A 15,309-nucleotide genomic window follows, 5' to 3' on the forward strand; every position below is an offset into this window, starting at 1 on the left:
TATTATTTCCACTTAACTCACATATCGCCGCATCAATGCCATGGTTTCTTGCTGGCGCTTGTGCACGAATGCGAGCGCCTTGTCGACCTTTTGCGCGGTCGCTTTTTTATTATTGAGCATATCCAGCACGGTGGGCACGAGCCGGTCGATATCTTCGGGATGGTCGAGGTCGAAAAGCCACTCGCCGAGCCCGATATCCTTCCACATAATGCCTTTGCTGGTTTGCTCCTCGAAACGGCACACGATCGCCGGAATGCGGTTTCCTATGCACATAATGGGTGAATGCATTTCAATGCCGAACAGCCCGGCCGAGCGCAGGTAGGTGCTGATCGCCTCGTCGGTAAGCCAGTATTCCGTCCGAAGCACGGTTTTTTGCTTCACATCTTCCGGCAACGGGTCAAAGAGCATTTCCTTCCCGATCCGCATCTGGGTTTCGTTTTCGGGCACGATCAGGATTTTGTAGGGCGTCTGCCGGGCCACGGCGGTGATAGCCGCGCGGATGGGCGCATTGTCGTGCTCCTTCATTTCCTCGTTACGGGCGTGTTTGCCGGCATTAGGCTGCTGATTTTTGCGGGGCAGCTCCCACCAGGGCGTGAAGCGCAGCTGCGGGATCACGCACACGAACTGGCCGTGTTGCAGGTTATGCTTTTTCAAGAACGCGTCGGCTTTTGCGTCGTCCTTCAAATCCACCGCGAATGCGCCGTCCGGGCAGAACTCCATAATGGGCGATTTTACGCCTTTGTCCCGGGCAAAATCCAGCGATGCCGAATCGCGGAACAAGGCAAACTGCGCCTCGGTCATGATGGTAATGTCTTCCGGCCTGAACTTCCAGCGATCGGCGGGCAGGCCGTACACGCCGGGGAAAGTAATGCCGTAAATGCCGTAGGGCTTGCCGGTTTGCTGCTTCCATAATGCAAGGTCTTTTCCCCTCACCAAAGAAGGCCCCGAGCCGTGCAGCATCAATGCGCATTCGGCGAATGCTTTTTGGACGTCGGTTTCGGAAGTAATGATTTTGAGTTTGGGAAAACGGCAGGCCAGCATCCGGTCTACGCCCTTGCCGATGTCCACCGGCCACAGACGGACTTCCACGTCCGGATAATACTGCTCCAACAGCGTGATAACGCCCGGCGTGTGCCCGATATCGCCGATATTCTCCACCTGCCACGACGACCGGAGCAAAATACTGCGCTGTGCCGGTTGTCCCAGCGCGTCCAGCCCCGCCGCAAGGCCCGATATCAATGCGCCGTATTTAAGAAATGATCTTCTGGATTGCATATTTTGAATGGTTAATGATCGATTGCATTCCTTGCGCCTGCCATGCAACCTCACGGGTAACCGGGATTCTGCTCGAATTTGGCGCCTGTGTTGGCGTCGATCACCTTCTGCGGAATGGGCCAGTAGCGGTTGAAGTCGCGGATGGTGCCGCCCGACGACGGCCCGTTCGGTACGGAGGGTACTGAGTTGTATTTGCGCACCCTGTCCACGAGCCTGCCCATACGTATGAGCGTACGCAGGCGCGGCTCTTCCACGATGAGCTCGCGGGAACGTTCGTCGAGAATGAAATCTTCGGTTACGTCGGCAGCGGTAACAGGCTTCGCCTTGGCGCGGGCCCGCACGACGTTCAGGTCCGCCGCCGCCATGGCATTGTCCCCTTGTCTGAAATAGGCCTCGGCACGCAGCAGGTAGGTCTCGGCGACACGCATCCGGCTGAAATCCTTCACCGAATTGCCGCTCAGGTTGTTGTTACCCATGGGCGTCCCTTCGATTTTCCGGATGTAGGGGTAGTACTGGCGCAAAGTATCGAGCACGAACTTGGTCACCGTGCCGTCGGCTTTGGTAGTGTACAGCTGGCCGTCCGCTCCTTTTTTTGCGAGAATGGGTTTGCCGAAATACTCCTTGTCCGCCGCATTGTTGTAATAATAGGTCCTTCGGATATTATGGACTGAATTACGGATATCGTTCGCGTCGCGCTTCCAGATGTCGTACTTGATGTAGTTGGTAGGCGAATTGACGCCAATGCCGCGCCCGAGGCTGTCGGAAGGCAGGTTGGCAGTCCCGTTCGGCGACTGGATCTTGTCGTACTCCGGCCCCCAGTAACGAATGCTGATATTGGCCAGCGTGGGCGTGGAGTAGCCGCCGGGCGTAAAATTCTCGAACTGCCAGGCCCACATTACCTCCTTGTTACCCGACGATTTGCTGATCTGCCCGTCGGCGAAAATGTCGGAAAACACATCACCCGGCCGCGCGCTTGCCTTGCCGAACCGCTGCGTCATGAGCTGATAATCCCCGGCCTCCTTGCTGATCACCTTCGTGGCGGCCGCAATGGATTTATCGTACCAGGAATCGTCTTTCTTTTCCATACCCAATGAAATATACACCTCGCTCAGCAAGTGAAAAGCCGCCGCGCGGGGAATTCTCCCGTCGGGCACATCCATATCCAATAGTGCAGCAGCGGCTTCCAGGTCCTGTGCGACGAATTCCAGCACTTCCACCCGCGAATTGCGCACGAAATCGAACTTCGGCTCCACGATCCGCTCTTTCACGATAGGCACTCCCCCGTACACATTCGCGAGGAAATTGTAGGTGTATGCCCTGAAAAACAATGCCTGCCCTTTAATATTGGCGCGGGCGGCATCCGCTATTTTCAATGCGGGGTCGTCGATATTGTCCAGGATAAGGTTCGCCCGCACGATCATTTGCTTGAATGCCCAGTCCCAGTAAATGGCCGTAGCTTCGAGGTTGGAGTTCAGCAGGCTGTAATCCTTATTGCCGCGCGAGTCGTTGCGGCCCCATTGGCTCTGGTCGGTGCCCACGGTCATGTATTCGAAATTGTTGGAGGCGATGCTATGCTCCTGCCGGGCGCCTTCGTACAGCGATACCACCGCGGCATCGTAGCCAGCCTCGTTCACGAGCAGGTTTTCGGGACTGAACCGGTCGAGGGGCACTTCGTCCAGGTACGACTCCTCACAGGCGGTGGTCAGCCCGAGCGCGCATAATGTGAGTAAAAAAGTAATGGTTCTTTTCATGATCGGTAAGATTTAGAAGGAAATGTTGAGCCCGGCGATGAAAGTTTTCAGCAATGGGCCATTGTCGCCCGGCTGTCTGCTGCCGCCGCCGAATTCGGGGTCCCAGCCTTTCCAGCTCGTCGCGGTCGCGAGGTTTTTCCCACTCACATATACTTGCAGCGAGCTTATTTTCACAGGCTTCAACAGTTTTTCAGGAATGTTGTAGGACAATGAAACATCTTGCAGACGGGCAAAGCTGCGGCTTTCGTAGAAACCATAGCCCAGCGGATTGCGGTAGTTGATCCTCGGCCGCGTGTCGATCGGGTTCGTCGGCGTCCAATAGGGCAAGTTCAGGAAATTGGCCTGGTCGTAAAAATTCGTCCCCGGGTTCAGCATATCCATTCTGCTGTATCCTCCCTGACGGATATTGAACGCGACAGACAAGCTCAGTCCCTTGTAGCTCCACACATTGGTAATGCCCAGATTGAACTTCGGCTGCGCATTGCTGATTACCGTGCGGTCCTGCGGGGTGATCTTTCCGTCGGGCACGCCGTCCGGACCACTGATGTCCTTGAAGCGGATATCGCCCGGCTTCGCGCCCGGAATCAGGCTCAGATCGTCGCCCTCCTGGAAAATACCGTCGAAAACGTAATCGTAGTTACTCAAAAGCGGGTGTCCGATAAACCAGCCGCTGGCAATGTCGTCGTCCTCGCGGCCGTCGTTGTTCACGTCGCGGCCGGTCAGTTTCACAATTTTATTCCGGTTAAATGAAAATGCAATGCTGGTATTCCAGGCAAATCCGCCGCGCTGGATATTGGTACTTTTCAGGTCGATCTCCAAACCGCGGTTTCTGGTCTGGCCTACGTTCCGCAGAAACTCTTCAAATCCGTTGGTATTGGGAATGGCCTGTTCCAAAAGCAGGTCGTACGTCCGCGTCCAGTAGTAGTTGACCGACGCGCTGATGCGGCTGTTGAATGCCTGCACATCCGCCCCGATGTTGGTGCTTTCGGAAGTTTCCCAACCCAGATTCGGATTGGCGAGGCTGCTGGGGCTTAGCCCTACCGAGGTAGAACCGCCATCCCCGAACACATAATTCTTTTGTTCCACCTGGCTCAGTGAGGAATATTCATCCACGCCGCGGTTGCCGTTCCGGCCCCAGGATGCCCTTATTTTCAGGAAGTTAATCTCTTTCAAATCCCGCATAAATGCTTCCTCGGTCATATTCCAGCTCAAAGCAGCCGCCGGGAACACGCCGAACTTGTTGCCTGCCCCGAAGGCCGAAAACCCGTCCCGGCGCACGCTCACAGTAGCCAGGTACTTGCCTGCGATGGAATACCCCAGCCGCGCCATACTCGAAAGCTGGCGGTTTTTGACGGCCCCCGCATCGATATTGAACCCCTCCCCGATTTCCAATGCATTGTAACCCAATGCATCATTGAAAATATTCTGACTGGAAAGCGACGAAAACTCGGTTTTCTGCTCATAGGCGCCATAAAGCAAAGTCACGTCGAGGCTCTGGCGGGATGTGATCTGCTGTTTGTAGCTGATGATGTTTTCAACCGTGATATTCTGCTTTTCGCCGTGCCGCTTCGAACCCGAGCCGAGCCGGTTCAGGGGTTCGTACGACGGGTTGAATTTGAATTCTTTGGAATCGGTGCGGGTGTAGGCGGCGTTGAGCTTGTAGGAAAGGCCTTTCCAGATGTGTACATCGGCAAAACCGTTGGCGAACAATGCATTGGTGACCGATTTCCGCTCGTTCAGCACATTGCCGAGCAGCGGGTTGGCGACCAGCCCGATATCCTGCGGCAGCGGACGGGGCGATTTTCCGTCGGCCAGAAACAAGCTGGCATAGGGGCTCAGGTAGGTCGTCGCCACCAGGTCCGCACGCACGCCCGAATCGTCGCGCGAGGTGAAGCCGGAATTGACGCCCAGTTTCAGCCAGTCGGTCGCATCCACCGACAGATTGAGCCTGCTGGAAATCCGGCTGAAATTATCGCCCTTCACCGGTGATTTCGCTTTGAGGTAGCCGCCAGAAAAGAAGTAGCTCGTGCGATCGGTTTTGCCCGACACGCTCAGTTCGTAGTTCGACATCGGCGCCGATTGTTTGATTTCCTCGAATGGCTTGATCGACCGCCCCGCTGCAATATTTTCCAGCTCCACCGGCTGGAATGGTACTGCCCCGCCATCGGCGATTTCGGCGTCTTTCCGCGCGGCCAGGTATTGCTCCGCATTCAGGAGTTTAGGTAAAAAGGCGTAATCCGAAGCCCCGAGATAGGTATTGAATGAAAATACCGGCTTACCCGACTTGCCGCGCTTCGTAGTAACCTCGATCACGCCGTTCGCTGCCAGCGAGCCGTAAATGGCTGTCGAACTCGCATCTTTCAGTATGTCGATGGATTCAATATCGCTGGGATTGATGTCGGACAGGCTTCCACCGGCGTAGATAATACCATCCAGAACTATGAGCGGGTCGGTGCTTGCCGAAATGGAGTTGGTACCACGGATCTTGATCCCGCCCGCCTGGCCCGGACGGCCATTGTCGGTCACCTGCACGCCTGCCGTGGTTCCCCTCAGCATCTGCGACGCGTTGGTATTGGGTTGAAGCCTCGTTTGCTCCACATTCACGCTCGCGACGGCGCCGGTGAGGTCACGTTTTTTAACAGTACCATACCCCACCACCACCACTTCCTCCAATGCTTTGGTATCGGGTTTCAATACCACATCCAGCTGCGTCCGCGCGCCGATTTCCACCTCCTGCGGCAGGTAGCCCACGAAGGAAAACACGAGAAAACGGGCTTGCTCCGGCATTTCGAGCGCGAATTTCCCGTCCACATCCGTTACGGTACCCGATTGCGTCCCCTTCACCACCACACTCACACCCGGCAGCCCGGCACCGGCCTCGTCGGTTACCGTGCCTTCCACCCGGCGGTCCCGTGTACGTACGGGAGCGGGTATGGGGCTGAGCGCGGGTGCAATGCCGCCCGACTTCTGCTCCGGCTCTGCCCGTGAAAGGATAATCTGCCTTCCTGCCACCACGTAGCGCACATGAACGGGTTTGAGGATCAGGTCGAGCACCTCGCCAAGGCTGCGGTTGTCCGCATTTAACGTAACCTGCTGCTGCACCGGCACGACCTGCGGGCTGTACGAGAACTTGATCTCCGCCTGTTTTTCGATCAGGTGCAGCACCGATTTCAAGCTTTTTTCTTGAACGGTTATGGATATACTTCGATTGAGCAGCTCCTGCCCTGCTGCACTTCGTGCCCAGGAAAGATGGATAAATCCAAGCACGAGCAGCATCGGGGCCACGGTAGTCCTCATGCATTTGAATGCATAATGTGCGGCAAGTTTTTTCATAGGAAATAGTTTAGCTTTCCCGCCGGGTGGCGGGGGTTTGAAATAAACTGGAATCACCGGTTACCGGCAATCGCCGCCATGAATGACTACCTGGCCGTCGAGCTTCTGGTAATCCGCATTGATGGTCGTGCAAATGACCCGGAGTTTCTCTTCAAAAGTTTCGGTTTTAAGCGAAGCGCTGAGCTCACAATTTTTCAACTGCTCTTTGTTGTAAAGAACGGAAATGCCGTACGCCTCCTCCATGTCGCGGATCACCTGGCCTACCGGCACCGCATCGTATTCGAACGAGGGCTTCCGGGCGGCCGTACCCACCACTCTCGGCTCCGGGACGATCGACTTGCTGAATTCTTCGGATTGGCGCGAGAAAACCGCCTGCTGATTAGGAAGCAACAACAACCCACTGGCCGACTGCGGCTTACCACTATCCACAATACCCTGATCCTTCGAAACCGACACCTGCCCGGACGACACATTCACCAGCACCTTAGCCTCCGCGTCGAACGCCCGCACTGTAAACTGCGTGCCCAGAACGCGGGTTACCACCTCGTTGGCATACACCAGAAACGGCCGCCGAACGTCGCGGCTGACTTTAAAATCCGCCTCGCCGGAAAGGTACACTTCCCGTGAAGCAGCATCGAACGACGGTTTAAAACTGATCCTGCTCCCCGGCGCGAGCTTCACCACGGAGCTATCCGAAAGGACGATTGTCTCCACGGCATTGGTTTGATTCACGCGCTCGGTAAATGCATTACGCACGTCGGCCATGCGGGTGGTGTAGTAGCTTTGCGACCCTTGCCTGCCCAGCCACCAGTAGGCCAACAACCCGCTCAAAAGAACTACTACCGCAGCCGCGGCCCATCGCGGGTAACCAATGCGGCGCACCGGTGCCGCTTGCCGCTGGTTGGTTCCCCTGATCCTCGCCAGCAGGCCTTCGATCGCTTCTTCGGAAATGACCTTCCCGGCGTACTGGTGCAATCCCTGCCGGATGGATTCGAGCAGGTACACGGCCCTGTTCCATTCCGCCAGGTTAGGCGGGTTGCTTGCAAGCCACGCGTCCCACAGCAGCGCCGTTTCCGGAGTCGGCTCCAACTGATGGCTGACGAATTCGTCCGAGAGTAAAAAATCGGCGGCGGAACAGGTATCCAGTGAATGGTCCAAGGTACAATGCTGTTTGCTGGTTCATACATAGATGACAGAACCCTTAAATAGTACTCAGTTTAACCCAAAAAAATATTAAAAAAGTGAATAACCGGCAGAATGATCCAGCCGCGAAGCTTCTCCACAGCCCGGGAAACGAGGTTTTTGGCGGATTGGGTATTCATTTGCAAAATATCGCCGATCTGGCTGTAATTCAGGTTTTCGATAAACCGCAACTTGATCGCCTCCTGCTGGCGTTGGGGTAATTTGGAGATGAGGGTCGTCAATTTTTCTTGTCGGGAGGTCGCCATATCCAGCTCTTCGAGGATTTCGAAATCTTCCGGGTCAAAAATTTCAAGATCGATTTCCGACAACGGCGTAAATGGCCGCTCCTTCCTTTCGAGCAGGTGAACGATGCGGGTTTTCAGCGCTTTGAGCAGGTAATATTTTACGTGCACCGGCACCGAAAGGCGCTCGCGTTTGATCCACATTTCCGTGAAAACGTCGTGAATGCAGTCCATCACAAATGCGTCGGAGGCGGCTACCAGGCTCGATCCGTAACGGTACATATCCTTGATATAGAGCCGGTAAAGCTTCGTGTAGGCTTCTTCGTCGCCATCCTGAAACGCCTTCCAGAGCGCTTGTTCGGTTAATTCAGGCAATGCGGGTGGTAGGGTTAGTTGAAAAACGTCTGCATTAAGAGACGGCACGTCCGGCTATTTACTCTGACCTGTAACCGCGCCTGCCATGTAATTATTTTATTATATATTTGTCTTTTTACGATTATGGAGAATTATCACGGATATACCGACTCGGCTTTGCTGGCGCTTATCGCGGACGACGACGAGCTGGCATTTGCGGAGGTGTATCGCCGTTACAAGGGCGTTCTTTTCCTGCACGCCCGCCGCATTCTCGGGAATGACGAGGAAGCAAAGGATGTTTTGCAGGAGCTTTTTACAGCGCTCTGGACCCGGCGCAAATCCATCGATCTTAAAACCAGCCTTCCCGCCTACCTGTACGCGGCCGTCCGCAACCGGGTCTTTGACGTTATTGCCCATCGGAAGGTGGAGGAAAAATACATCGCTTCGCTGGCGACCTTCATCGAAAAGGGCGAATATGTTACCGACCAGCAGTTGCTCGAACAGGAACTGAGCGAGCTGATCGAAAAGGAAATTGCGGCGCTGCCACCTAAAATGCGGGAAGTTTTTGAGCTAAGCCGCAAAGAGGACCTTTCCTACAAAGAAATCGCCGATCAGCTTCATATTTCAGACAAAACCGTTAAAAAACAGGTCAATAACGCCCTTCACATCCTGCGCGAGAAGCTCGATATGGTCTTCACTTCGATCGCCTGTTTCCTCTTTTTATAATTTTTTTCAACTTTTTTGATATTCTTCTACTACCAACGACCGGGTTAACCGTCACTACACCATAACCAGCAAAATCTGCGGACATGGAACTGTCGAAAGCCAGGGAGTTAATTCAAAAATACAAAGACGGCACGTTGACGCCAGCCGAAAAAGCCATCCTGGAAAGCTGGTATCTCGATCTCGCGAAAGCGGAACGCACGCCCATCGACGCCGAAACCCTGGAATCGCATTTGGACGAAGTCTGGAATGCATTACCCCTGAATAACAAGGCAGAAATAGAGCGGGGAAAAGTGCTATCGCTCTTCTGGCGTTTCGTGGCTGCGGCATCCGTAATCCTCATCCTGGGCGTGGGAACCTACTTTTTCTACACCGGGAAAAATACCGCCCCGATAGCGGAAGTCGTGCACCCGACGGATGTAGCCCCCGGTGAAAGCAAAGCCGTGCTGACCCTGGCCGACGGAGCGGAAATAGTCCTGGATAGCATTGTAAATGGCCAGCTGGCCAGGGAAGGGAACACCAGCATTGTGAAAACAAACCCCGGCGAGATCGTCTACACACCTTCCGGCGAAAAAACCGGCGGGGATAATACATTGATTTACAACACCATTACCACCCCAAAAGCGGGGCAATTCCAGGTAAGGTTGCCCGACGGGACGAAGGTATGGCTCAATGCGCAGTCGTCTGTCCGCTTCCCTACCGCCTTCACCGGACCCGAACGCGTGGTGGAAATTATGGGCGAAGTATATTTCGAGGTAGCCAAAATGACGGCAGGCCAGCGCAAGGTTCCATTTAAAGTACTCGCAGGCAAGCAGTTGGTGGAAGTATTGGGTACGCGTTTCAATATTAACAGTTACCAGGACGAGGGTAAGATCAAAACCACGCTACTCGAAGGAAGCATTAAGGTGCGCGAGTCGGGTAATGCGAACGGCGGTGTTTTGCTACGGCCCGGACAGCAATCGGAACTCGCGGCCGCCGGTAAGGACCGTGCCGGCAGCAAACAGGGCTTTGACGTGAAGACCGTCAATGCAGGTGCCGTAGTAGCCTGGAAGGATGGTTTCTTCCGTTTCGATAACGTGGGATTACCCGAGCTCATGCGGCAGCTGGCGCGCTGGTACGACATGGACGTCGTGTACCGCGCCCCCGCGGGCGACCATGAGTTTGTAGGCCAGATCGAAAGAAGCGCTCCATTATCCAAAGTTTTGAAAATACTGGAAATGGGCGATGTGCATTTCCGCGTGGAAGGCAAGACTATCGTCGTCACAGAATAACATCCATTCAACCCATTAATCACTTTAAACCCTGCTCTTATGCACATTGAATGAATCCGAAACCACGGGATTTCATAAACAAAAAGCCGTTTCAGATGCGACCTGAAACGGCTGGTGGCCGGAATCCCAAACCTCCCTGCGCTCAGAGCGCCTGGCGGGTTGCAACTGTTGTCTAAAACATTCTCAATTCCAAACCTGGTCAAAAATATGCAAATTTTTGTACATGGGAAAACTGCGTGTATCCATATACGTTATTTCCGTAAAATATTATTGGTGATGAAATTGACGGCCTTGATACTTATGATGGTATGCCTTCATGTATCAGCATCCAGCTTTTCGCAGAAAATCAGCATGGCGGTCCGGAACAAACCGCTCGCGGCTGTTTTCGCCGATATCCAGCAGCAAACGGGTTACCAGTTCTTCTATGACAACAAGATCGTCAAGAAGGGCAACAAGGTGACTGTCGATATCCGTTCCGGGTCCATTGTGGACGTAATGGACGCCGTGATGAAGGGGCAGCCGCTCACTTACAGCATTATCGATAAAACGGTCGTCATCAAACGGAAAACGGAAACGGGACGGGACCCGAGGTTGGAAAGCAATGCTGAAAAGGTGGAAATGAAGGCAGGTATCAACATGAGCCAGGGCAACCTGCCGGATAACAGGCTGGAAGCCCTCATGCTCCGCGGCCCCGGCGAGTACCGGAAGGCCGACCTGAGCATAACCGGCAAGGTAACCGACGAAAAAGGCGAAGGCCTGCCGGGCGTGAGCGTGATCCTCAAAGGTACCCAGCGCGGCACCACTTCGGATGTCGACGGTTCGTTCAGGATCGACGTGCCCGACAACGGCTCCGTGCTCATTTTCAGCTTTGTAGGATATGTATCCAAAGAAGTGATCGCAGCCTCGCAATCGGTAATGGAGGTGAGCCTTCAGATCGATAACAGAAGCCTGGAAGAAATCGTGGTCGTGGGCTACGGCACTGTCAAGAAGAGCGACCTGACGGGCTCGCTGTCGCAGGTCAAAGCGAAGGAACTGACCGCATACCCGGCCACAAATGTATTGCAGGCACTTTCGGGGCGCGCCGCGGGCGTGCAGGTGTTGCAAAATAACGGCTCGCCAGGGGGCGGCATCAGCGTGCGCATCCGGGGCGCGAACTCCGTGATCGGCGGCAATGAGCCGCTGTATGTAGTGGATGGTTTTCCGATCAACGGCAGTAACCCTACGATCCTGAACAATGCGGATATCGAAAGTATGGAGATACTGAAAGACGCTTCGGCTACCGCCATTTACGGCTCCCGCGGCGCCAACGGCGTGGTGCTGATCACGACCAAACAGGGGAAGGCCGGCAAGACCCGCGTCGATTTCGAGACGAGTTACAGCATTCAGAAGCTGCGCAAAAAGCTCGATATGATGAATGCGACCGAGTATGCCACGTTCTACAACGAACAGGCGGCGAACGATAAGCTGAACCCCTATTTCACGCAGGCGGAGATCGACGCGATGGGCGAAGGCTACGACTGGCAGGACCTGATATTCAGGCAGGCGGCCATGAAGTCGACCTCGCTGAATGTGAGCGGGGGCAACGAGAAGACCAGTTTTTCGCTGTCGGGAAGCGCATTCAGCCAGGACGGGATCGTGAAGGGCAGCGATTACAACCGCTATTCCATCCGCACGAATATCAGCCATACGATCAGCAGGAAGTTCAGCGTGAACTTTTCCGGAACGCTGAGCCGGCTCATTACCGCCCGCAAGGACAGCGAAGGCGGCGGCCGCGGGACGTCGATGATCTCCTCGGCTATTGGCGCCCCTCCTTCACTGACGCCCTACAACGAGGACGGAAGCTACCGGATACTCGCCACCGCATATCCCTTCGTAGCGACGGACCTGATCAATCCGATCAACTTCATCAATGAACAGCGTAACCGTACAAAAGCCAACGTGGCCCTGCTGAATGCAGCCCTGATTTTCAAGCCCATCGAGGACATTACAATTAAAATCGCCGGTGGAATGGAGAGCCGCGACGACCGCGCGGATAGCTACACGACAACGAAATTCGTCCGGTCGAGCGGGTCGGCGTCGGTCAGTACCGGCCAGTTTACGAGTTTCCTCAGCGAAAACACCGTCAGCTACAACAAGACCATCGCCGATAAGCACAGTATCTCGGCCGTTGCCGGGTTTACCTATCAGGACTTCACATCGACATCCCTTTCCGCTGGCGGGGTGGGCTTCCTCAGCAATGCGACCGAAACCTACGACCTTGGGTCTGCTGCCACGCCCGGCATCCCCTCTTCCGGGTATTCCAAATCCGTACTCCTCTCCTACCTGGCGAGATTGAACTACGCATTCGACAGCAAGTACCTGGCTACCGTCAGTTTCCGGCGCGACGGTTCCTCCAAGTACAGCGAGGGCGATAAATGGGGCTATTTCCCATCGGCGGCGCTCGCGTGGCGTATTTCCAATGAAGCCTTTTTGAAAAACAGCACGGTTATCTCCGATCTTAAAGCCCGCGCAAGCTGGGGACTTACCGGCAGCCAGGCTATCAATGCCTATGCCACGCTCAACCAGCTCAATGCAGATAAGACCACATTCGGCGACGCACTTTACAGTACTTATACGCCCGGGACGAAACTGCCGGGCAACCTGAAATGGGAGACTACCGAGCAAAAAGATTTCGGGATAGACCTCGGTTTGTTCAAAAACAGGCTTATCCTGACAGCCGATTATTATATCAAAAACACCCGCGACCTGCTCAACACCGTGACGCTCCCTTCTTCCCTGGGATACACGACGACGACCCGCAATGTGGGTGAGGTGCAGAACAAAGGCTTCGAACTGGGACTGGACGGCCGCATTCTGACAGGCGAATTCAAGTGGGACATGAATGCGAATATCTCCCTGAACCGCAATAAGGTGGTAAAACTCAATGACGGACAGGATATTCTCACCGGGAGCGTCAACGTGGTGGTGATCAACGACGTTACCAGCATTCTGCGCGAAGGAAGGCCTATCGGGCAGTTCTGGGGCTATATGGAGGATGGTTACGACGAGAAAGGGAAGATCAAATACCAGGATACCGACGGTGACGGCAGCATTACCATCAGGGACAAAACCTATATCGGCAACCCCAATCCGAATTTTATTTACGGGATCAATTCAAACATGTCCTACAAGAATTTCGAGCTGACATTCTTCATCCAGGGCGTGAGCGGCAACGATTTGTTCAATGCAAGCGGCATGAGCAGCACCATCGACTACGGCTTTGGCCTGAATATGCCCAAAGATGTTTACAATAACCACTGGACACCTTCCAATACCCATGCAAAATACCCGCTGATCAGCAACAATGTGAATGCGAGAATGTCCAACCGCTATATCGAAGACGGCTCCTACCTGCGCCTGAAAAACATTCAGCTGGCGTACAATTTCCCGCTGCAAAAATGGGGTGCAAAGTGGATCAGCAGCGCACAGCTCTACGCAAGCGCGCAAAACATGCTGACGCTCACCCAATACTCGTGGTGGGACCCGGAAGTAAACTCGCGCGGCGGCGGCAACTCCATTCAGCAGGGCCTCGACTTTTACAGCTACCCTATCGCCAAATCAGTCACATTCGGTTTGCGGGTCGGTTTTTAATGCCCTGCCGGATTCATTTCACCCGCTTTCATCCAGACATTATCAACTATGAAAAGTTTAGCAAAAACATATCATAACCTATTGGCCCGGACCAGTTTCTGCGCCCTGGCGATCCTATCGGGCTGCCTGCTCGTTTCTTGCGAGGATGTGCTGAAAGAGGAGCCGCGTTCCGTAGCCGTTGAAACATTTTTCAACACCGCCGCAGAAGTCGAAACGGCTGTGAACGGGATTTTCAGCCCACTGCGCAACAGCAACTATGCCGTGTACGAAACCACGCTCGAATGCCAGTCGGACTTTACCAACGGCCGCGGCAGCTGGGCACCGTTGCACGGGTTCCAAGGCCTCGACGATGCGAACATTACCCGTGTGGGTGGCCTTTGGACTGCATTTTACCTCAGCATCCGCAATGCGAACCTGGTGATCGGGAATGCGCCGCTGGGTAAATCGATCAGCGCCGCCGACGTCAGCCGCTACGTGGCCGAGGCCAGGTTCATGCGGGCATTCAATTATTTCCAGCTCGTGCGGAATTGGAGCGGCGTGCCGCTGCGTACGGAGGCCAACATGAGCGAAACGGACCTGAAAAAGAGTACCGCCGAAGAAATTTACAGCCTGATCGTGGCCGACCTGCTCGCGGCGGAGGCGGATTTACCGGATAACCCGGCCGTAGCGGGCAGGCCCACGCGCTGGGCCGCGAAAACGATGCTGGCCGATGTTTACCTGACGCTCGGCAAATTCGCGGAAGCGCGGGACAAAGCCGGAGAAGTGATGCAGTCAGGCAAATTTTCGCTGGTACCGATCGCTACCAAGGCCGATTTTCAATTGAAAGTCTGGGGACCGGAGCTGGTATCTACCTCGGAAGAAATTTTTTACCTGAAATACACCCGGCAGCTCGGCCAGGGCAACTATATGCTTTGGGTGAGCAACCACCCCGACACCAAGCTGTTCAACTTCGGTGGCGCGTACGTGCTGTACCTGGACAATGCCAGCAGCTACTACACAACCTGGGACGCGGGAGATCTGCGCAAGACGCTTTGGGATAAAATCAATTTCGGGCTCGGCGCGAATACGCTCGTGAGCTCCAAATTCACCGATCAGCAGGCTGTAAGCCAGTCCGGCGCGGGCAACGACGATCCTGTGTATGGTTACCCGGATGTACTCCTGCTTTATGCAGAAGCCTCTTCACGCGCAGACAAAGGTCCCACCGCCGCAGGCATGGAGGCGCTCAACGCCGTGCGCAGGAGAGCATATGGCAAGCCGGCTGCAGAAGCCTCGTCGATCGACCTGAAACTGGCCGATTTCAATGCCGATACATTCCTGGACAGGGTGCTGACCGAACGAAGCTATGAATTTCAGCTGGGCGGAAAACGCTGGCTCGACCTGAAAAGAACCGGAAAGGCAGCCGAAGCGGTGCTCGCCGCGACCGGCAAGACAATCGCCCAGAAACATTACCTTTGGCCGATACCGGTTTCCGAAATGAACTACAACAAAGGCCTCGACCCGACAAAAGATCAAAATCCCGGTTATTGAGCATTAAAAAGATATCTGCTA

General features: G+C 54.7%; 9 protein-coding genes. 4 read left to right on the top strand and 5 right to left on the bottom strand.

The window, feature by feature from the left end; translation table 11 throughout:
* Window positions 1-12: 12 nt before the first annotated feature.
* The 5 genes from BLQ88_RS13545 to BLQ88_RS13565 are packed head-to-tail and all read right to left on the bottom strand — an operon-like array spanning window position 13 to window position 8,158.
* A complete protein-coding gene (locus tag BLQ88_RS13545) occupies window positions 13-1,275 on the bottom strand; it encodes a polysaccharide pyruvyl transferase family protein (RefSeq protein ID WP_090150564.1) in 1,263 nt (420 codons plus the stop codon).
* A gap of 50 nt (window positions 1,276-1,325) precedes the next feature.
* Window positions 1,326-3,026, bottom strand: a complete 1,701-nt coding sequence (locus BLQ88_RS13550) for a RagB/SusD family nutrient uptake outer membrane protein (RefSeq protein ID WP_090150566.1) — start codon at window positions 3,024-3,026, stop codon at window positions 1,326-1,328.
* Window positions 3,027-3,038: 12 nt separating this feature from the next.
* On the bottom strand, window positions 3,039-6,359 hold the full coding sequence (locus BLQ88_RS13555; RefSeq protein ID WP_090150569.1) for a SusC/RagA family TonB-linked outer membrane protein: 3,321 nt from the start codon (window positions 6,357-6,359) through the stop codon (window positions 3,039-3,041).
* Window positions 6,360-6,419: 60 nt separating this feature from the next.
* A complete protein-coding gene (locus tag BLQ88_RS13560; RefSeq protein WP_090150572.1) occupies window positions 6,420-7,517 on the bottom strand; it encodes a FecR family protein in 1,098 nt (365 codons plus the stop codon).
* A 59-nt stretch (window positions 7,518-7,576) separates the two neighbouring features.
* Window positions 7,577-8,158, bottom strand: coding sequence for an RNA polymerase sigma factor (locus BLQ88_RS13565; protein ID WP_090150577.1), 582 nt, complete (start codon window positions 8,156-8,158; stop codon window positions 7,577-7,579).
* A gap of 123 nt (window positions 8,159-8,281) precedes the next feature.
* Here BLQ88_RS13565 and BLQ88_RS13570 point away from each other — a divergent pair, with 123 nt between their 5' ends.
* The 4 genes from BLQ88_RS13570 to BLQ88_RS13585 all read left to right on the top strand — a co-directional run bounded on the left by BLQ88_RS13570 (window position 8,282) and on the right by BLQ88_RS13585 (window position 15,288).
* On the top strand, window positions 8,282-8,863 hold the full coding sequence (locus BLQ88_RS13570; protein ID WP_090150580.1) for an RNA polymerase sigma factor: 582 nt from the start codon (window positions 8,282-8,284) through the stop codon (window positions 8,861-8,863).
* An 83-nt stretch (window positions 8,864-8,946) separates the two neighbouring features.
* Window positions 8,947-10,131, top strand: a complete 1,185-nt coding sequence (locus BLQ88_RS13575; RefSeq protein WP_090150583.1) for a FecR family protein — start codon at window positions 8,947-8,949, stop codon at window positions 10,129-10,131.
* Between the two features lie 276 nt (window positions 10,132-10,407).
* On the top strand, window positions 10,408-13,761 hold the full coding sequence (locus tag BLQ88_RS13580; protein ID WP_229212690.1) for a TonB-dependent receptor: 3,354 nt from the start codon (window positions 10,408-10,410) through the stop codon (window positions 13,759-13,761).
* A 48-nt stretch (window positions 13,762-13,809) separates the two neighbouring features.
* Window positions 13,810-15,288, top strand: a complete 1,479-nt coding sequence (locus BLQ88_RS13585; RefSeq protein WP_090150586.1) for a RagB/SusD family nutrient uptake outer membrane protein — start codon at window positions 13,810-13,812, stop codon at window positions 15,286-15,288.
* The last annotated feature ends 21 nt before the right edge of the window (window positions 15,289-15,309 follow it).

Origin of the sequence: Dyadobacter soli (genome assembly GCF_900101885.1) — a bacterium.
Taxonomy (GTDB): Bacteria; Bacteroidota; Bacteroidia; order Cytophagales; family Spirosomataceae; genus Dyadobacter; species Dyadobacter soli.